This is a genomic window from Ruegeria sp. F5, from assembly GCF_056533845.1.
On record NZ_JBQFOU010000017.1, the window covers coordinates 1 to 18,320 of the forward strand.

Annotated in this window: 18 protein-coding genes and 1 pseudogene; 3 read left to right on the forward strand and 16 right to left on the reverse strand. The window is 59.4% G+C overall.

What is annotated here, in order from left to right; translation table 11 throughout:
- Positions 1-456, forward strand: a pseudogene (locus tag ACR0K1_RS20160) (bifunctional methylenetetrahydrofolate dehydrogenase/methenyltetrahydrofolate cyclohydrolase); the annotation flags it as partial.
- Positions 457-662: 206 nt separating this feature from the next.
- Positions 663-1,400 carry a LytTR family DNA-binding domain-containing protein gene (locus ACR0K1_RS20165; protein ID WP_480851743.1) on the forward strand — a complete coding sequence of 246 codons (738 nt, stop codon included), beginning with the start codon at positions 663-665 and terminating at the stop codon, positions 1,398-1,400.
- 2 nt (positions 1,401-1,402) lie between these two features.
- On the opposite strand, the gene pdeM is transcribed toward ACR0K1_RS20165, so the two are convergent.
- The 16 genes from pdeM to ACR0K1_RS20245 all read right to left on the reverse strand — a co-directional run bounded on the left by pdeM (position 1,403) and on the right by ACR0K1_RS20245 (position 17,495).
- The gene (gene pdeM / locus ACR0K1_RS20170; RefSeq protein WP_480851744.1) at positions 1,403-2,065 is read right to left on the reverse strand and encodes a ligase-associated DNA damage response endonuclease PdeM; all 663 of its coding nucleotides are present in this window, start codon (positions 2,063-2,065) and stop codon (positions 1,403-1,405) included.
- Positions 2,066-2,106: 41 nt separating this feature from the next.
- Positions 2,107-4,518: a ligase-associated DNA damage response DEXH box helicase gene (locus ACR0K1_RS20175; protein ID WP_480616325.1), complete on the reverse strand. Its 2,412-nt coding sequence runs from the start codon at positions 4,516-4,518 to the stop codon at positions 2,107-2,109.
- Between the two features lie 40 nt (positions 4,519-4,558).
- Positions 4,559-5,866 (reverse strand): ATPase, encoded by a 1,308-nt coding sequence (locus ACR0K1_RS20180; RefSeq protein ID WP_480616323.1) that lies wholly within the window; start codon positions 5,864-5,866, stop codon positions 4,559-4,561.
- 115 nt (positions 5,867-5,981) lie between these two features.
- The gene (locus tag ACR0K1_RS20185) at positions 5,982-6,527 is read right to left on the reverse strand and encodes a prepilin peptidase (RefSeq protein ID WP_480616321.1); all 546 of its coding nucleotides are present in this window, start codon (positions 6,525-6,527) and stop codon (positions 5,982-5,984) included.
- A gap of 3 nt (positions 6,528-6,530) precedes the next feature.
- Positions 6,531-7,382, reverse strand: a complete 852-nt coding sequence (locus ACR0K1_RS20190; protein ID WP_480616319.1) for a tetratricopeptide repeat protein — start codon at positions 7,380-7,382, stop codon at positions 6,531-6,533.
- 29 nt (positions 7,383-7,411) lie between these two features.
- Positions 7,412-7,936 (reverse strand): tetratricopeptide repeat protein, encoded by a 525-nt coding sequence (locus tag ACR0K1_RS20195; protein WP_480851771.1) that lies wholly within the window; start codon positions 7,934-7,936, stop codon positions 7,412-7,414.
- A 69-nt stretch (positions 7,937-8,005) separates the two neighbouring features.
- Complete coding sequence (locus ACR0K1_RS20200) at positions 8,006-8,980, reverse strand: type II secretion system F family protein (protein ID WP_480616317.1); 975 nt, start codon at positions 8,978-8,980, stop codon at positions 8,006-8,008.
- Positions 8,981-8,990: 10 nt separating this feature from the next.
- Positions 8,991-9,959: a type II secretion system F family protein gene (locus tag ACR0K1_RS20205; RefSeq protein WP_480616315.1), complete on the reverse strand. Its 969-nt coding sequence runs from the start codon at positions 9,957-9,959 to the stop codon at positions 8,991-8,993.
- 11 nt (positions 9,960-9,970) lie between these two features.
- Entirely contained in the window at positions 9,971-11,410 is a 1,440-nt protein-coding gene (locus tag ACR0K1_RS20210) for a TadA family conjugal transfer-associated ATPase (RefSeq protein ID WP_480851745.1), read from the reverse strand.
- 24 nt (positions 11,411-11,434) lie between these two features.
- A complete protein-coding gene (locus tag ACR0K1_RS20215) occupies positions 11,435-12,670 on the reverse strand; it encodes a CpaE/TadZ family protein (protein ID WP_480851746.1) in 1,236 nt (411 codons plus the stop codon).
- Between the two features lie 200 nt (positions 12,671-12,870).
- Complete coding sequence (locus tag ACR0K1_RS20220) at positions 12,871-13,503, reverse strand: OmpA family protein (protein ID WP_480616309.1); 633 nt, start codon at positions 13,501-13,503, stop codon at positions 12,871-12,873.
- A 17-nt stretch (positions 13,504-13,520) separates the two neighbouring features.
- Positions 13,521-14,927, reverse strand: coding sequence for a type II and III secretion system protein family protein (locus ACR0K1_RS20225; protein WP_480616307.1), 1,407 nt, complete (start codon positions 14,925-14,927; stop codon positions 13,521-13,523).
- Positions 14,928-15,121: 194 nt separating this feature from the next.
- A complete protein-coding gene (gene cpaB / locus ACR0K1_RS20230) occupies positions 15,122-16,018 on the reverse strand; it encodes a Flp pilus assembly protein CpaB (protein WP_480616306.1) in 897 nt (298 codons plus the stop codon).
- Between the two features lie 249 nt (positions 16,019-16,267).
- A complete protein-coding gene (locus tag ACR0K1_RS20235) occupies positions 16,268-16,501 on the reverse strand; it encodes a hypothetical protein (protein WP_480616304.1) in 234 nt (77 codons plus the stop codon).
- Between the two features lie 345 nt (positions 16,502-16,846).
- Positions 16,847-17,080, reverse strand: a complete 234-nt coding sequence (locus ACR0K1_RS20240; RefSeq protein ID WP_480616302.1) for a Flp family type IVb pilin — start codon at positions 17,078-17,080, stop codon at positions 16,847-16,849.
- 31 nt (positions 17,081-17,111) lie between these two features.
- A complete protein-coding gene (locus ACR0K1_RS20245) occupies positions 17,112-17,495 on the reverse strand; it encodes a hypothetical protein (RefSeq protein WP_480616337.1) in 384 nt (127 codons plus the stop codon).
- On the opposite strand from ACR0K1_RS20245, the gene ACR0K1_RS20250 reads away from it, so the two are divergent.
- Positions 17,437-18,303: a lytic transglycosylase domain-containing protein gene (locus ACR0K1_RS20250; protein ID WP_480616300.1), complete on the forward strand. Its 867-nt coding sequence runs from the start codon at positions 17,437-17,439 to the stop codon at positions 18,301-18,303. The two genes, ACR0K1_RS20245 and ACR0K1_RS20250, sit on opposite strands and share 59 nt — an antisense overlap.
- Positions 18,304-18,320: the final 17 nt, after the last annotated feature.

Genomic DNA, 18,320 nt, shown 5'->3' on the forward strand with positions numbered 1-18,320 from the left:
TGCCTGATGATGCTGCGCGACCACCATGGCTCGCTTTCGGGCATGGATGCGGTGGTGATTGGCCGGTCGAACATCGTGGGCAAGCCGATGGCGCAATTGCTGCTGGGCGATAGTTGCACCGTGACCATCGCCCATTCGCGCACCAGGGACCTGCCGGATGTGGTGCGGCGCGCCGATATTGTCGTGGCCGCTGTCGGACGGCCCGAGATGGTGCCGGGTGACTGGATCAAGGAAGGCGCGACCGTCATCGACGTAGGCATCAACCGGATTGAGCGCGACGGCAAGAACAAGCTGGTTGGCGATGTCGATTATGCCAGCGCCGCCGAACGCGCGGGCGCGATCACCCCGGTTCCGGGCGGCGTGGGTCCGATGACCATCGCTTGCCTTCTGGCTAACACCCTGACAGCCTGCTGCCGCGCCAATGACCTGCCCGAGCCCGAAGGGCTGACGGCCTGATCTCGAACGGTCGGACCGTTTGCTGCGGTCCGACCGGTATTTCCTGCGGCGGTCAAACTGACGCGCGCGCCGAAAAATTCCCAGTGAATTAACTTTGAATGCACCCAAAATCGTGATATTCCTGCTTTCCCAGACAGTTACGGGCTAGCGGCGAATGCCGGCCCCGCGCTGGCGTATCGGGATTGGAAGTGGATCGTTTAATAAGTATGACGTCGAAGTTGGTTCTGGTTCGCAACCTGTGCACGCCTCAGCGGGTGGTTGCCGCGGCAATATTCCTTCCAGTGTTGGCCTATGCTTTCCCGCCATTCCTGGTGGCCGATCTGCCGTTCATTTTGCGCCTGCTGTTCTGGACCGGGGTGATGGGGCTGGCCCTGTCAGCGACCTGGGTGGCGCGGAAACTGGTGCAGGACAAGCTGGCAAAGGCAAATCTTCATCTGCGTGATCTGGCATATGCAGCATTGGTGCTAGCCTTGTTGACCCCGTCGCTGTGGCTTTTGGCCTGGGTTCTGTTCACCTTTGGCGGCCACATGACCCCCGCGCTGACGACAGTCGCAAATTACGGGATTCTGTTTTCCGCCGGATTGTTTCTGGTGCGCCGGAATGAACGGGAAGGGGATGAGCCTCAGCCCGTCGCGCCGCGCCTGATGCGGCGGCTTCCCCCCTCGTTCAAGGGCCAGATTTTTCATCTCACCGTGCGCGACCATTATGTCGACGTTGTCACCTCTGAGGGCACATATACCATCCGGTCCCGCCTGACCGATGCCATCGCCGAGATGGAGCCCGTGCCCGGGCATTGCGCGCACCGGTCCCATTGGGTCGCGGACGACGCAATAAACGGCATCGAGAAGGCGGACGGAAAAATCTGGCTGCGGCTGGTCAATGACGATCTGGTTCCGGTCAGCCGGAAGTACCGACCGGGGCTGGAGCAGGATGGTCTGATCTGAACCTATCGCGGCATCGGGATCATCTGTGGGTTGGGCCCGGTCAGGATCGCCCGCGCATTCGCGCCCATAAGGCCCGACAATGCCTGATCCGAGCTGCGCAACCCGCCGGTATAGGCCCCGTAGGCGGGCAGGATCAGGCGATTGCTGTCCAGCAAAAAGGCCGGGCGGGTGATTGCCCGCCCCCGCGCCCGCAACGTTGCCTTGGGGTGATAGTGCCCGGATACCTCACCCTGCGCGCCGGGTTCGGCAATATGGCGAAAGAGCAGCGATTGGCAGGCCCAGTCGGCCCGGTGTGTGCCGCCCAACTCGATGGGGCCGGGGTCATGGTTGCCTTCGATCCAGATCCAGTCCCGGCCCGCCTGCATCGCGGCAATCCGAAGCGTCTCGGACGCGGCCAGCGACGTCGAGGCGAGCAGATCGTCGAAACTGTCGCCAAGGCACAGGACCGTTTCGGCCCCGGTCCTGTCCAGATCCGCGGCCAGCCGATCCAGCGTGTCGCGGCTGTCATAAGGCGGCAACGCGGGGCCGCCGATCCGGGCCAGCCGCTCGGACTTGCCCAGATGCAGATCGGAGACGCACAGCAAGCGCTGGTCCGGCCACCACAGAGCGCCTGAGGCAAGGGCAGTCAGGCGCTGACCGGCAAATGAAAACTCTTTTCCGTTCATGATACGTTCTTTGCCGGTTTCACCCCGCAACGCAAGGTGAATCACGAGGGCTCCAACCCGGCCTTCTGCAACAATCGCGCGCTTTCCTCGGCCAACAGCCGTTCCTCGGCAGTGCCTTTGACCGGAACCTTGCCGACCTCCAGAAACAGCGGCGCGGCCAGGGGTGACACGCGGTCCAGCCGCAACAGATCGATCCGGTCGCCGATGCGGGCGACCATGGCTTCGATCCGCCCGAAATCGACCAGGCCGCGCATGGCCTCTTCACGGGTGATCTGCATCAGCAGGTGATCGGGATCGTATTTCAGCAGCGTGTCATACAGGATGTCCGAGGAAAACGTCGCCTGCCGCCCGCTTTTGCGCAGACCGCCGGTGTTGCGTTCGATCAGCCCGGCAATGGTGGCCGAGGCGCGAAAGGTGCGCTTCATCACCGCGTTTCCGGCCAGCCATGTGTCCAGCCCCTCTCGCAGTGCATCCAGTTGGAACAGGGGGCGCGGGTCGGTTACGGCGTCCAGCCCCCAGATCAGAGTTGCATAATCCGTTGCGACAAACCCCAGCGGCGCCAGCCCGGTTTCCTCCATCCTCTTGGTCAGCAGCAACCCCAGCGTTTGCTGCGCATTGCGTCCGGCGAAGCCGTAAACGCACAGGTTTTCCCGCCCGTCATTGGGAAAGCTCTCGATCAGCAGGCGGTCGCGTTGGGGCAGGCGGGATATGTCGCGCTGCAAGGCTAGCCAGTCGGCGGTGTGGGTCGGCAGTTGCGGCCAGTTGTCCTGCGAAAACATGCGCAGGATGCGGTCGCTCAGCTGTGTTGAGGTCGCGAATTTGGTGCCCGAGAACACGGCGACCTTGGGCTTTTTGTCGGCGCGGCGGCTGACCTCGACCACCATTTCGCGCAGGCCTTCGTAGCGCACGATCTGACCGCCGATCAGGAAGGTGTCACCGGAGGTGAGCGAGGCTGCGAAGCCTTCCTCGACCTCACCCAGGGGTTTGCCGCCCCGGTTCCGCCTCAGCCGCACTTTCAACGTGTCTGTGTCCTGAATTGTCCCCAGATTCATACGGATACGCTGCGCCGCGCGGGGGTCGCGCAGCTGCCACAGGCCGTCGGGGCGCTGCTGCAGCCGTTGCCAGCGATCATAGGCACGCAGGGCGTAGCCCCCGGTCGCGCAGAAATCGAGACAGGCATTGAATTCGGCCCGCGTCAGCCGCGCATATGGCCCGGCCGAGGTCATTTCGTGATACAACGCACCCGCCTCAAAAGCCCCGGCAGCGGCGGCGATCAGGATGTGCTGGCACAACACGTCGCGCGGGCCGGGGCCGCGTGGCTCGCCATCAAGCTCATGCGCCTTGGCGGCTTCGAGCGCGGCGACGCATTCCACCACTTCGAACCGGTTTGCGGGCACCAGCAGGGCTTTGGACGGCGCGTTGTAGCGATGGTTCGCACGCCCGATCCGCTGGACCAGACGTTTGACATTCTTGGGCGCCCCGATCTGGATCACCAGATCCACATCCCCCCAGTCGATGCCCAGATCCAGAGAGCCGGTGCAGACGATGGCGCGCAGATCCCCGCGCACCATTGCGGCCTCGACCCGTTCGCGTTGTTGCCGATCGAGGCTACCGTGGTGGATGCCGATGGGCAAGCCTTCGTCATTAGCAAGCCACAGATTGTGAAAGAAAATCTCGGCCTGCGCGCGGGTGTTGTGGAAGATCAGCGTGGTTTTGTGCTGCCGGATCTGGTCCAGCACGGCCGGGATGGAATAGGCCGCGCCGCCGCCGGACCAGGGGGGCATTTCCCGGGTTTCCAGCATCCGGATATCCGGGTCGGGGCCGGGGTCGGCTTGTATGATCCGGCAGGGGTCCGGGTGGCGGGCCAGAAAGCGGGCGATGGCATCAGGGTCTTCCACCGTGGCCGACAGGCCGACGCGGCGCATGTCGGGGCAAAGGCGCTGCAGACGGGCCAGCGCCAGCATCAACTGGTCCCCACGCTTGCTTTCGGCCAGAGCGTGGATTTCATCCACAACAACGCGTTGCACCCCCTGGAACATATGCGGCGCGTCCTCATAAGAGGTCAGCAAAGCCAGACTTTCCGGTGTGGTCAGCAGGATATGCGGCGGGTCCACCCGCTGGCGTTTCTTCTGCGTGGCCGAGGTGTCGCCGGTGCGGTCCTCGATGCGAATTGGCAGGCCGATCTCATCCACGGGTGCGCGCAGGTTGCGCTTGATATCCGCCGCCAGCGCCTTGAGCGGTGAGACATAGATTGTGTGCAACCCCGCATGCGCGCCGTCGGAAAGCTCGGCAAGCGACGGCAGAAACCCCGCCATCGTCTTGCCGCCGCCGGTCGGGGCAATCAGCAGGTTGGCCGGTTCCTTGGCCCGGTCAAACATCTGTTGCTGATGGGGATGGATGGACCAGCCCTTGGCTGTGAACCAGGCCTCAATCCGTGCGGGAATCTGCGTCATGGACGCAGACTACCCGCCTCGGAGTGGTAATGGCACGGCGTTATTTGACGATTGTTTCGTCTTTCACAAACATGTTCGCCCAGGCGCGATCGATCAAGTCGGGGCTCATCTGATAGGGGATGCCCTCGAACTCGCAGATCGAGATCATCTGGTCGATCAGGAAGATCGGCTGGTAGTTCGCATAGATATTGTTGATGGTCGGGTATTTGACCTTCAGCAGATGCACCAGCGCGGCCTCATCCAGCGGCATGCCGCGTTTGCGGGCGACCATGGCGAAGATTTTCAGGAAGTTTTCCTGATTTGGGCCGTCGATCTTGATCTTGAAGAAGATCCGGCGCAGGGCGGCCTGGTCGAAGATTTCGTTCGGGTGGAAGTTGGTCGAGAAGATGACCAGCGTGTCAAACGGCACCTCGAACTTCTCACCCGATTGTAGGCCAAGGATATCCTTGCTTTCCTCCAGCGGAACGATCCAGCGGTTGATCAGGGCCTGAGGGGGTTCGGCCTGACGTCCAAGGTCGTCCACGATGAAGATGCCGCCGGTGGATTTCAATTGCAGCGGCGCCTGATAAGTGCGCGCGGTGGGATTATAGACCAGATCCAGCATGCTCAGCGACAGTTCACCCCCCGTCACAACGGTCGGGCGTTCGCATTGCACATAGCGCGTGTCGAACCGCTTGCGGCGGCGCAGGCTGTTGGGGTCGTCTTCTTCCTGTTCAATCGCGGTGTGCACGATCGGGTCGTAAACGGTGATCACCTGACCAGCATATTCGATGGCGCGCGGAACATAGACATTGTCGCCCAGCGCATCCCTGATCCCGTTCGAGATCGAGGATTTACCGTTACCCGGAGGGCCATACATCAGAACCGAACGACCGGCGCTGACCGCCGGGCCAAGCTGGTCCAGCAGCATGTCGGGCAGAACCAGATGGCCCATGGCGCCCGTCAATTGTTCGCGCGTGACCTGAATGTTGCGGATCGATTGCCGTTTGACCTGCTCGCGGTACACATCCAGCGGCACCGGCATCGCGCCGAAATATTCCGACTGGCTCAGCGCGTCCAACGCGCGGGCCTTGCCGGCGTCGGTCAACTGGTATCCCATCTCGTTTCCGCTGTTGGCGTTCAGCGTCCCGGTCGCCTCGAGCAGTTTCTGCTCGCGCGCGATGTCGATCAGTTCCTGCGTGACCGATCCGGGCAGGCAGATGGCGGCGGCCACTTCTGATACCGTGTCGACGTTTTTGCGGAAAACGGTTTTCAGCATGATGTCCCGCATCATCACCAGCGGAAGCTGCATTTCACCCAACCCCTTGGGGGCAGGGGGGGCCATAACGGATGTGGTCTGCATATTCATGAGCGTTGCCCGTTTATCCAAATGTCACGCAAAAGCCCTTAACGGGCGACTTTGGTGAAATCTGGCCCAGCTTTGTGGCGGGACCAAGGCAGCGAAAAGGCGCGCTGATGATAGTTCACGATCCGAGAACAGTGCCCAATATCAAATACATGGCAAGCCCGCCCGCAAGCGCCAGACCCATCGGGAATTTCTTGCCGGTGTCCCAGCTGTCCCAATGCGGCGCGATGGTGCGCAACCGGCTGTGTTTCGCAATGCGATGGGTTGTAACCGCCGCAAGCAGGCACGCGATCATGACGGGCAGAAAGATGAGGATGTCTCCGGTCCAAACGAACGGTGAGGCCGCGGCCAGGAATTTTGCGTCCCCCGCGCCCATAGTGCCGGCAGCATTCAGGACAATACCGATAATGAGGACAATGACGATGTGCAGAAGCTGCCAGAAATAGATTGGCAGCGTAAGGGAAAGCGGCCCGATATCGCCACTGACTGCCCCGGTGGACCAGGGCGGAAGGGCAATCAATCCGACGACCACATACACCACGGCCAGAGTCACAACCGCGTGGTTCTTGATCCGCATCTCACGCATATCGGTGAAGGCGACGTAAAAGCAGATCGGCAGCACGAAAGGCAGGAACCAGAGCGCAGCAACCGCCGGGATTTGCATGACTCAGCTTGCCTCCAGCGCGCGAAGCGAGCGGACCGCTTCGTCAAAATGCTGCGGGTGGGTGGCAATCGCTTCGCGGAACAGGTTTTTGGCCGTGTTCACATCCCCTTGTTTTACCGCCGAAATTCCCATTGTGTTCAGCAATCTGGCGCGTTCGACCTGAGACATGGGAACAACCGGCATGCTGTAGTTGCCCTGCGCTGCACGCGCCAGAACCAGGTTGTTCTTGGCGGTGAACAGCGAATTGTCCTGACGTATTGCATCGGTAAACAGGCGCTCGGCTTCGTCATACTGGCCTCGGGTCAGTTTGGAATAGCCCCAGTTGTTCATGACACTGCCGGGGCGGGTCGTCAGCCCGACGGCGGTTTCATAGAAATGATCCGCGCGCTTCCAGTCTTTCTGGGAATCCGCCACCAGCGCCTCAAGTCGGTACCGCTTGAACGTTTCATATGTGGGCGGGATCGAATCCAGAACGGTTTCGGCTTTGTCCCAGTCTCCGTTGCGCACCAGCGCATCGGCATATTCAACCTTGTCGGCACTGTTTGTGCCTTTCATGGTCGTCACCCGTTTCCATGCGGCAGCGGCTTCGGTGGTGCGCTTGGCCCGGGCCAGCGATATGGCCAGTCCGCGCTGTAGATCGATCCGGTCGGGATTCTTGCTGGCAGCGCCGTGGAAATAGGTCACGGCCTCGTTCGGGTCCGCTGCGCTGAGAAGAACGTCGTTCAGGTTGGTTTCGTCGATGACGTTCACTTCCTGAAACGTGCGTTCGACCTTTTCCTCTTCGGTTTCTTTCGCGCAGCCAGCCAGAACCAGCCCGCCAAGAATGATGGATGGAATCAAGAATTGTTGGCGCATTTTTGCGTCCTTTACTGCTCTGGCCTCGGTTACTGGATTTTGCGCAGCGAAAATTGCCCGTCGCCAAGCTGTTCCAGCGTATATTCTTGTTCTTGTAGAGTATTATTAACAGGATTTTCCATTTTTGCGAGTGCTAAGCGCAGATTGTCGCGGATTGCGTCACTTTCGCCATTGTCCAACGCATAGGCGCGGCGAAAGACCTGTGCGGCCTCGGGATATTCCTCAATCTCCATGAGCAGAACGCCCAGATTGTTCCACGCTACTGGCCAATCTGTGTCGTCTTCGACCGCGCGGCGCAGCAGGGTTTCGGCCTGTCCCAACCGGCGAAGGCCTAGGTTCGCGGTGCCCATCGATGTCAGTATCTGGGGTGTCAGCCCTTCTTCCAAGGCGGCGCGCGTAAATGTTTCAAGCGCCAGTTCATATTCCCCTGCTGCCATCAGGCGGTTTCCGACGGTGATGCTGTCCGCAGCCTGCCCCGTGGGGTCCACCCCCGGCGCATCCAGATCGCTGGACTGCCCGCTTTCAGTGCAAGAGGCCATCACGGTAAACACCATGATGGCCTTGAGCACTTGGCGAAACCCTGAAAGGTCACACCGGCGGAGTGGTCTCATTTGGTAGCAACCTCAGCGTCCGAAGGTCGAGATGACGTTGAAAGATGGTCCGACCAGAATAACGAGAAGCGGCGGAACGGTCAGGCCCATTGTTACCAGTGTCATCTTTGTGGGCAACTTGTTTGCGGCCTCTTCCGCGCGCATAACCCGCTTGTCCCGCATCTCCGAGGCGTAAACCCGCAGAGCTTCGGCAATAGATGTACCGAATGTTGCCGACTGGATCATGACGGTCACAAAAGCGTTGACGTCCTGAACGCCGCATCTGGTGCCAAAGTCCCGCAGAACGGTGTCTTTGTCTTTACCGGCCTTCATCTCATACGCGACGACTTCGAATTCCTGCGCGATTTCGGGGTACGAGCTTTTCATCTCGGACGCCACGCGGACGATGGCCTGATCCAGCGATTGTCCGGCTTCAACGCAGACAAGCATCAGGTCCAGCGTGTCTGGGAAAGCGGCGATGATCGCCTCTTTGCGTTCTTCCACGCGGCGGGTGATCCAGTATCTGGGAAGCATATAGCCGATACCGCCGGGCACCAGAACGCGGATCAGGATTTGCTGGCCGGTATATTCCTCATCCCCGGCAAAGACCGTGACCAGCAGAACGCCGATGACGATGCCGATGATCCCCAGAGCAAACTGGGCGAAATGGTAAAAGCGGACCGAGTCCTTGGACTGATATCCGGCCTGCCGCATCTTGAGCTGAATGGCCGACAGCTCTTCTTCGTTCTTCGGCTCAAGAAAGGTCGCGAACTTTTCAAGCTGCTCGTTGCGGCTGGAGTTGCGAAGCTGTTCTTTCTTGTTTTTCTTGCTCTTTTTTGGCTGCGAGTTTGAGCGTTGCAGTTTCTTCAGGGGGTCTTCGGGCTGATTCATCATCAGCGAGACGGCCACAAGGACCATGACCATCCCCAGAACGCCGACAACGATCAGGGGGCCGAACTCTCCCAGGTGCTGGGTCAACAGGTCGTTGATGCTGGTCAGGAATTCCATCGTACTGCCCTCAGACCTTGATGTTGGTGATGATCTTCATGACGATCAGGTTCAGCGTCAGCATGATGCCGACAAAGAAGCACATCGGAATGAAGTAGGCGTGGTCCAGAACCTCGTCATAATAGCCGGGGTCCTTCACCAGAATGAACGCAAGACAGGCCAGCGGGAAGGCAGACAGGAACTTGCCGGACCACTGCGCTTCGGCGGTAATCGCTTTCACGCGGCGGAACAGGCGGAAGCGGGCACGGATGACCTGCGCCAGACCGGCCAGAATCTCGGCCAGGTTACCACCGGACTGCTGCTGGATACCCACGGCCACGGCCAGAAAGCGCATATCCTGCATATCGAGCCGTTCCGCCATGTCTTTCAGCGCCTCGCCCACGTCGCGGCCATAGGCGCATTCGTCGGCGATGACGCCAAATTCGGTTGCCAGCGGGTCCTGAACCTCATTCGCGACAATCTGGACCGAAGACACGAACGGGTTGCCCACACGCAGCGACCGGACCATCAGTTCAACCGCATCAGGCAGTTGTTCCTCAATCATCGACATGCGCTTTTTGGCTTTGTGATTGACCCAAGCATAGACAGCGCCCACGCCAATCGCGACCGAAATCGCAATCCGCAGCGGCAGGTCGGTCGGGGTGCCGATGCTGAGCCCCATAAAGGCCACTGCGGACACAAGACCCATGATCATGATCAACTGGCGCGGCGTAAACGCAATCGCCGCCTTCTGCGCCTTGTCAGCCAACAATGAATACAGAGGGATGCTCTGCGTTTTCATATGCTGCTGCATTTCCTTGCGCAGCTGCTCCAGCACCTGTTCGCGACCAACGCCCTTGTCGAGCATGTCCAGACGGCGGTTGACCCGGCTGTTCAGGCTGATGGATTTGCCGAATGCGACCAGATAGATACCTTCGACCAGGGCCAGGACCCCCACGAAGATGGCGACATAGATAAGTGCCTCCATAGGCAGTTGCATGTCCTGATCTCCTACATTGTGGTTGGGTCGTAGATCGACGCGGGCAGGTCAAAGCCCCACAGGCGGAAGCGTTCCGAATAGTGGCTGCGCACGCCCGTTGCGGTGAAGTGACCGATGATCTTGTTGTCGGGGGTCAGACCAACACGTTGAAAACGAAAGATTTCCTGCATCGAGATCACATCGCCTTCCATCCCCGTGATCTCGGTGATCGAGGTCATCCGGCGCGAGCCGTCCTGCAAGCGGCTGGCCTGAACCAGCAGGTTCACAGCAGATGAAATCTGGCTGCGGACCGCCTTGATCGGCATCTCGATCCCGGCCATCGCGATCATGTTTTCCAGACGCGAGATACCATCGCGGGCCGAGTTGGCATGGATCGTGGTCATCGATCCATCGTGGCCGGTGTTCATGGCCTGCAACATGTCGATCACCTCGGCGCCACGCGTTTCCCCCACGATGATGCGGTCGGGGCGCATACGCAGGGCGTTTTTCAGACAGTCGCGCGGGCTGACCTCACCTTTTCCTTCCACGTTGGGGGGGCGGCTTTCCATCCGGCCCACATGGGTCTGCTGCAGCTGAAGTTCCGCCGTGTCCTCAATGGTCAGGATGCGCTCGGCGTCGTCGATGAAGCCGGACAGGGCGTTCAGCGTGGTCGTTTTACCGGAACCGGTACCGCCCGAGACGATGATGTTCAGTCGGGTCGACACAGCGGCCTGCAGATAAGCGGCCATTTCTTCGGTAAAGGCCCCGAAATTGACCAAATCGTCGATGCCCAGCTTGTCTTTCTTGAACTTACGAATCGAAACCAGCGATCCGTCCACCGCAATCGGCGGTACCATGGCGTTGAAACGCGAACCATCGGCCAGACGGGCGTCAACGTAAGGGTTTGATTCATCGACACGACGGCCCACGGCGGACACGATCTTGTCGATGATCCGCATCAGGTGCTTTTCGTCCTTGAACGTGATGTCGCTGAGTTCCAGCTTACCGGCGCGTTCCACGAAAATCTGCTGCGGGCCGTTTACCAGAATATCGTTGACTGATTCGTCCTGCAGAAGGGTTTCCAGTGGGCCAAGGCCAGTGACTTCGTCATAAAGTTCCTTGTTGAGCTGTGACCGGTCGTCCCGGTTCAGAACGATATTCTTGGCCTCAAGCACCTCGCTGGCGATGGCACTGATCTCCGAGCGCAACTCTGCCTCGCCTGCGTTTTCCAACGCGGCAAGGTTCAGGTTTTCAAGCAGTTCCCGGTGCAGTTCGATCTTGATCTCGCCCAACCGCTCTTTGCGCTTGCGCTCTCGGTCGGATCCGACGACTTCGGCCGTTTTTTTCTGGATGGGCTTGCGCACAATCGCGGTTGCGGCAGAGGTCGCCGCCGGGGCTGATGCGGCCTCGGGGGCTTTGTCGGGTGTCTGTACCGGCTGCGCAGCAGGTTGTTTCTTGTATCTTGAAAACACGGCGGATCCCCCCTTGGGATGATGTTACGCGGCTTCTGCGTCGTTGCTGCCCAGGCTGTGCAGCGATTTCGCCAGCTTCGCGATTTCCCGGCGCAGCGGGTTTTTCGCGGCCGAATTGGCAAGCGGCAGGCCATGATCGCCACTTTGCATGACGGGTTTGCCGCCATCTGGCAGTTGCAGGTCAATCGAAATGCCAAGGCTTTCACCCATGCGTTTCACGCGGCTTTTACCGTTCAGGTCCGTGAACTTGGGCGCACGGTTCAGGGCAAAGCGCAGCTTGTTGAAGGGCAGTTCTTCGGCTTGCAGCGCGCGTTTCAGGCGCAACGCGTTCTGCGCCGACCGCATATCCAGTTCGATCACGGCGAAATACACATGCGCGGCCTGCAGAATCGTTTCCGACCACAGAACCAGCGTTTTGGGCATGTCCACGATCACATAGTCGAAATGCTTCCGCGCCAGATCGATCACCCGCTGGATGTCTTCCGGCGTGATCAGGTCCAGTGGCACCATGTCTGACGGCGCGGTCAGAACCTGCAGCTTTTCTTCATAGGTTTGAAGGGCTTGCGAGAAAACCTCATCATCCATCGAATCGGTGTCCGACAGCATTTCGAACACCGTCTCGCGCCGCGGCAGGTCGAGGTAAGTCGAAACCGTGCCATATTGCAGGTCCAGATCGATCAGACAGACCGAGGGGGCCTCTTTGTCCGACACGCTGGCAAGCTCCCACGCAAGGTTGACGGCCAGCGTGGTCGATCCAACGCCTCCGGCAAGCCCGTGGGTCACGAACAGCGCGCCTTCCTTGGACGCGCCGTCGGTCAGGGTGGCTGCTGCTGTGGGGGCAACGGCAACCGGGTCAGGCTGGTTCATCCGCTCGATGGCTTCCGCCAATTCCCCTTCGGGAAGAGGGTAGGGGACAAATTCGTCGGCGCCCTTGCGCAGCAACTGATGCAACGAGGCGGGGGTCACGTCCTCGGCAATCAGCACAACTTTGATTTTCTTGTCTTTGGCCTGAGCGATGATTTCACCCATCAGCGTCAGGTTATCTTCGTCTTCGCCATCGATGGCCAACGCGACGAATTGCAGCGAATCGGCTTCGGGCTGGGTGAAGAACGCGAGGGCCTCGGCAAAACCAAGATCTCCCCAACGCTCGCCCAGAGCCGCCTCCATATCTTCGATCAGCAGGTCGAAATTCTGCACGTCCCTGCTGATCGTGCAGGCCAGAATGGCGGTACTTTCATCTTGCGGCGTAGCGCTGGTCATAAACACAATCCTCGTCGTGAGGGCCCAGCATCTCGTGCGAACGTCGGTCGTTCAGGTTGATTTGCTGTCGCCCCGATGCGGTCAATTCAAGCCGCAGGTCACCCTATTGTTCACAATGTCGCTTTGAAGTTGGGCGAGAATTTGGCGCAAAAGAACCAATTGTAGGGAAATGGGCGACGATGTCGCCCATTCCAAGCGTATTATCCACCGCCGTCGCCGCCATCGGTGGCTTCGACTTCTTGAATCGCGCTTTCGGTCGTCGCGCTTTCGATATACTCGCGATAGATGACCTGGGCATACTTGCCGTCCAGCGTCTGCGACCGGCTGTCAACAAAGCCTGCGACCTCGGTCACGGTGCGGCGGTTCCGGCGGTCCCGATTCGGGGTCGCCACCAGCGGCTGTGTTTTGCCAAACGAGACCACCGCCTCGAGCCGCGAGCGCGAGATGCCCTGCTGCGAGAAGAAATTCACGACAGCTTGTGCGCGTCTCAGGCCCAGGCTTTGGTTGTAACCGTCCGAGCCGACCGCATCCGTATGCCCGTAAACGCGGAACCTTGCTTCGGGGAACTGTTTGATCCAGTCCGCCTGCTGCAAAAGTATCCGCTGGGCGGAGGCGTCCAGCTGAGAGCTGTTGAAGGCGAAGTTCACCTGGCTCGGCACCTCAGAAGCAAACCGCCGTCCCAGAATTTGCGCATAGGTCAGTTCTCCGGTCATGACCTGCGTGTTGTTCAGGGCGGCATTTCCGAATGTGCCCTGGTCGATCTCGTATCCTGCCTCGCGCGTACATGCGGCGACAGCGACCGTCAGACCCAGTGTAATGATCCACTTCTGCATTGGTCCGATCCTCCTGATCAATCTAGGACGTAGCCGTAAGAGTTGCCGAAGTCCTGTCTGGCGACTTCCGATGCACCACCCGCGCCGGAACGCACCGTGCGAGAGACCCGGCCATTCACGAACAGATCAAATTCGCTGGGCGGTTTGACGCGATCGGTCGGCAGGGCCAGAGTTTCGCCGCGGACAGGGGATACTAGGTGCGCCGTGACGATGATGATCAGTTCGCTTTGTTCGCGCTGATATTCCGCGCTACGGAAGAGCGAGCCCAGAACCGGCACATCGCCCAGCCAGGGCACTTGGCTGCTCAGGTCCGCGAAATCGTCCTGAAGCAATCCGGCGATGGCAAAGCTTTCCCCGTCACGAAGTTCGACAGTTGTCTTGGCGCGGCGGGTGATGAAGCTGGGAACCGTGTCACCGTTGATGGTGAAGTCCGAGCTGGAGTCGATCGCCGACACCGCCGTCCCCATTTCAAGGTTGATCAGGTCGCCGTCTACCACACGCGGAACAAAGAGCATCTCGACACCGAAGGCCTTGTATTCGATGGCCACAACGCCGTCATCCTGCGGAACCGGGATCGGAACTTCGCCACCTGCAAGGAAGCTTGCTTCCTGCCCGGACAGGGCCGACAGGTTAGGCTCGGCCAGGTTGCGCGCCAGCCCCTTTGTTTCAAGGGCTTCCAGCAACAGACGAATCTGGGTTGAACCTGCGCCGAACCCGAACAGGATGGCGCCGTTGTTTTCCTGAACAAACGGAATGCCGCCGTTCAGCGCGTTGGTCAGAGCGCCCTGGTTGTTCAGGGTGTTGAAACCTGCGGTCAGGTCGTTGCCCGCAAAGCCCAGGGACGCGGATAGGCTTTTGGCCACGGACCGGTTCATCTCGGCAAAGCGGACTTTCAGCATCACCTGCTGAACGCCGCCAACCGACATCAGGTTCGATACACGCTCGGGCGCGTAGCGTTCCGCCAGTTCAAGCGCACGGGCCAGCTTGGCCGCGCTTGAAATTGTGCCCGACAGAACGATGCCGTCATTTGCCGTGCGAACCTCGACCGGTTCGTTGGGCAGGATCTGACGCAGACGCTCTTTGAATTCGGTCACATCCGGTGCAACGCGCACGCGCACGTTGGCGATCAGGTTGCCGACGCCATCAAACAGGGTCAGTGTGGTCAGGCCGGGGGCCTTACCCAGAATGTAGATGGTGCGATCAGACAGCGATGAAATGTCGGCGATGCCGGCATTTGCGATGCTGAGTTCCGCGAACGGTTCTTCGCTTTCCACGACGATCGCGCGATTCATGGGCACGTCCAGTGTTTCCACCGTGCCCTTCTTTACCACGCGAAGGGTTTCAGCCCAGGCGGCATCGCCGACCGGGCCCATAACAAGCGACAACCCCAGCAGGGTTGCGCTGATCCAGGAACGTAATGTCATGTGACCTGCCTCTCCGATCACGCCTCGTTTTTTGGGTCTTTTGCCCTATGGTGAGAAAGACTGCGCGAAAACCAAATTTATTGCAATAATCAATGGTTTCCGGAATTTTCCTTATGTGGACAATGGGCAACAATCCCATCAAAAAGGGCCGCGCTGTTCGCGCGGCCCTGTGCGTGTAACGGTTTGAATTCCCGTCAGTTTGTGCACGGAATCGGGGCTTCGATGATATCGGCTCCCCGTCTGATCCGAGTGGTGCAGATTTGCTTGGGCGCGGCCTGCGGCGCAGGTGCGACCTCTTCGATGCCCAGCAGGGTTCGCTGGTCCACCTCGATAACCTCGATTGCTGTCGCAATTTCCTCGTCTTGCTGGATGCCGACCAATGCAAGCGACAGCCGACCGGTGTTTTGCGCCTGCGCCAAAGCGGCAACCTGTTCCGGGGTTGCAGCAACGGTCACGGTCCGGGCGATAGTCGCGCCGGTCACGTCGGAACCGGTGGTCTGATCGACGGCAATCAGTTCGATGCTTGTCTGAATCAAGCGCGTGATACCGCCATTTGCGCCTTCGGCAATGCCGCTGGTGCCTGTCCAGTAGATATCGACATTGTCACCCGGCCGCAGAAAGCCCGAAACGCCCGAAGCGACATCGACGCTGATTGCAAAGGCCCGCATCCCCTTTTCCAGGCGCGAGGTCAGGCCGGCCTTCCCGCCCGGTTCGGTGACCTTCACGACCATCAGCGCCTCGTCTTTTTCCATCGCCCGCAGAACGAAACGGTCCGGGTTGCCGGTTTCGGGGAACAGAACGGCCATCTCGGTAAAGGTCCCCTCGGGGATCGCTGTCTCGGGCCATTCGACGATGCGAACATCTTCCGCGACAAGCTTTTCACCGTATTTCAGCGTCCGGTTCGATACGATCACGCCCACGGTGGGCACAACCTCGACCTGTTTGTTGGCATTTGCCAAGGCTTCCGCCGCCGCCTGTTTTTGGCGGGCAAGCTCTTGCTGGTAAGCCGAGATGTAGTTGCGCGCCATATAGACAGCACCCCCGGCCAGAGCCACCCCGACAATCAGGACAAGTCCGAATACCGCTCGCATGCATGCACCTCTTATTTGGTTTGATCGATGGCTTCGCAGCCAACCGACCACTCTGAAACAGCCTATTTTCTAAATCGGAATTGTGTCGAAATGTGGGACAAATGGATTTTTTGTAAAGATTTGTTGGGGTCTATTGCGCCTGTGCACAGACATTACCGGGGTCCGGAAACGCAAACTCGCCGCGACCCGAAGGCGGCGGCGAGTGCAATCTCGTTGTGTATCCGATAGTCCGGTCGTCCGAGGCAGCAGTCAGTTCACTTGTCCGGCGCTTACGATACCGCCAGGCGAGCCGGTTGTTGTCCCGGTACTTACGGTTGAAGTGCTGAGCGTCGTATTGACATTGCCGCCAACGGTGTCGGTTGCCGATTGAATGGCCGCCACCAGAGCCGCGCCCAAGGCAAGGATCAAAGCGACCAGGACAACCCAGTCGACGGTGATCGCCCCGTCTTCCCTTTGTTTTAAGTCCCTAAAGAACCTGATCATTCGTCACCCCTTCGAACACAATTTTTGGCGGGTCGATTTTGTTTGCCGAGTTTCCGCGCCTAATATCCGTTGCAATAAACTTGACCTGATTGCGTGGCGGAATTTGGGCCAAACATGGGTTTTCGCGTCAAATTCGCTAATTTCTGGCCGTTTATTAAGGTTCTACATCCCCGCGGCGCTTCAGATCCTTGATGGGAAAGCGCGACCAGGCAGGCAATCGAGCCGGCAACGGGTCCTGGGAAAAGACCGGCCCAGTTCAATGGGCGATCTGGTTGCATCATCCCGCGACAGCAAAAAAAGCCGCGCCAAGATGGCGCGGCTTTAATTCTGGCTTGGCGAGAAGGCTTAGTTGGTGCCTGCGCCAGTGATACCACCTGCAACCGAACCGTCGCTGGTGCCGGTGCTCAGAGTTGCCGAGGACAGAGCGGTGTTCACGTCTGCCGCCAGGCCCGATGCGCCGTCTGCGATCTGCTGGTATGCTACGGTGCCCAGACCGATGACTGCTGCGGTCAGAACAACCCAGTCAACTGTTACGGCGCCGTCTTCGTCTTTGCGGAAGTTCTTGATGAACTTGATCATGTTACGTCCCTCCTAAAGGATCTAATAAAGTCTAATAAACCTTGGCGTCTTCCAGAGCTTTCTCTCTCAGTCCGCTCCCGACCGTCTCGGTATGACCTAATGTTTGACGGTTACGCGTGGCAGGAATTGGGCCAAACGCAGATTTTTTTCCGGATCGCTTAACTTTTTGGTGACGTTTTCCGTAACCCATGGAAAATAAACAAAAAGAAAATCCATCAATGTGTTTGCTTTGATCCGGGGCGATGTAAAATTGCGGCAAATGAGGCGAAATTGCCCCATTTCGCTTTGTTTTTCTGGCTTTGCGGGAAGGTTTGGGGTTCAAATCACCTAAAACGAAAGCATGAGGCAGGCAAAAAATGAATCTCCGGGACGCACTTAAATGCGCCGGTGTGTTGGCATTTCTGACGTCAGGCATCGCGCCCGCCGTCGCCACCGAGGTAGAGCCAGGCGGCGTTTCCAAAAGAATCAAAGCCCCCAAGCCGGGTGAACGCCCGCGTGTCACCATTCGGATCACGCCCGAAGAACACGCGGCGCGCCGCTCAGCGCCCAGTACCGGTACGAAGATTGTTGTGCCGGAAATCATCGCCCGCACCAAAGTTGCCCCGCCGGACGCGCCTGATGCCGGTGCCAAGCATAAGCCCAAAGGGGCCTACAAAGCCTTTTGGGAAAAGGTATCGCCCGAGCTTGCGCAAGCCGGGGCGTGGCGGTTGGATGATGCGATCAAAGCACTGGCGGCAACCAGCGTAAGGTCGCCGCGACTGCAAACGCTGCAGAATATCGCACAGGAACAGGGGGTCGAGATTTTGCGCTCGACGGTCGGCACCAATGTGTCGCCTGCGCTGGTTCTGGCGGTGATTTCCGTGGAGTCGGCCGGCCGCGCAGATGCGGTCAGTTCTGCTGGGGCGCAGGGATTGATGCAGTTGATGCCCGCCACGGCCGCCCGGTTCGGGGTTCAGGACAGTTTCAAACCGTCGCAGAACATTGCGGGCGGTGTGAAATACCTGGACTGGCTGATGGAAGAGTTTGGTAACGACCCGATTCTGGTTCTGGCCGGATACAATGCGGGCGAGGGGTCCGTGCGCAAACATAGCGGCGTACCGCCCTATGCCGAGACCCGCGACTATGTTCCCAAAGTGCTGGCGGCCTTTCAGGTGGCGCGTGCGCTTTGCACCACGCCACCCGATCGTGTGTCGGATGGCTGTGTCTTCCACGCCCTGAACTGAAAAAGCCCGCCGGTCTG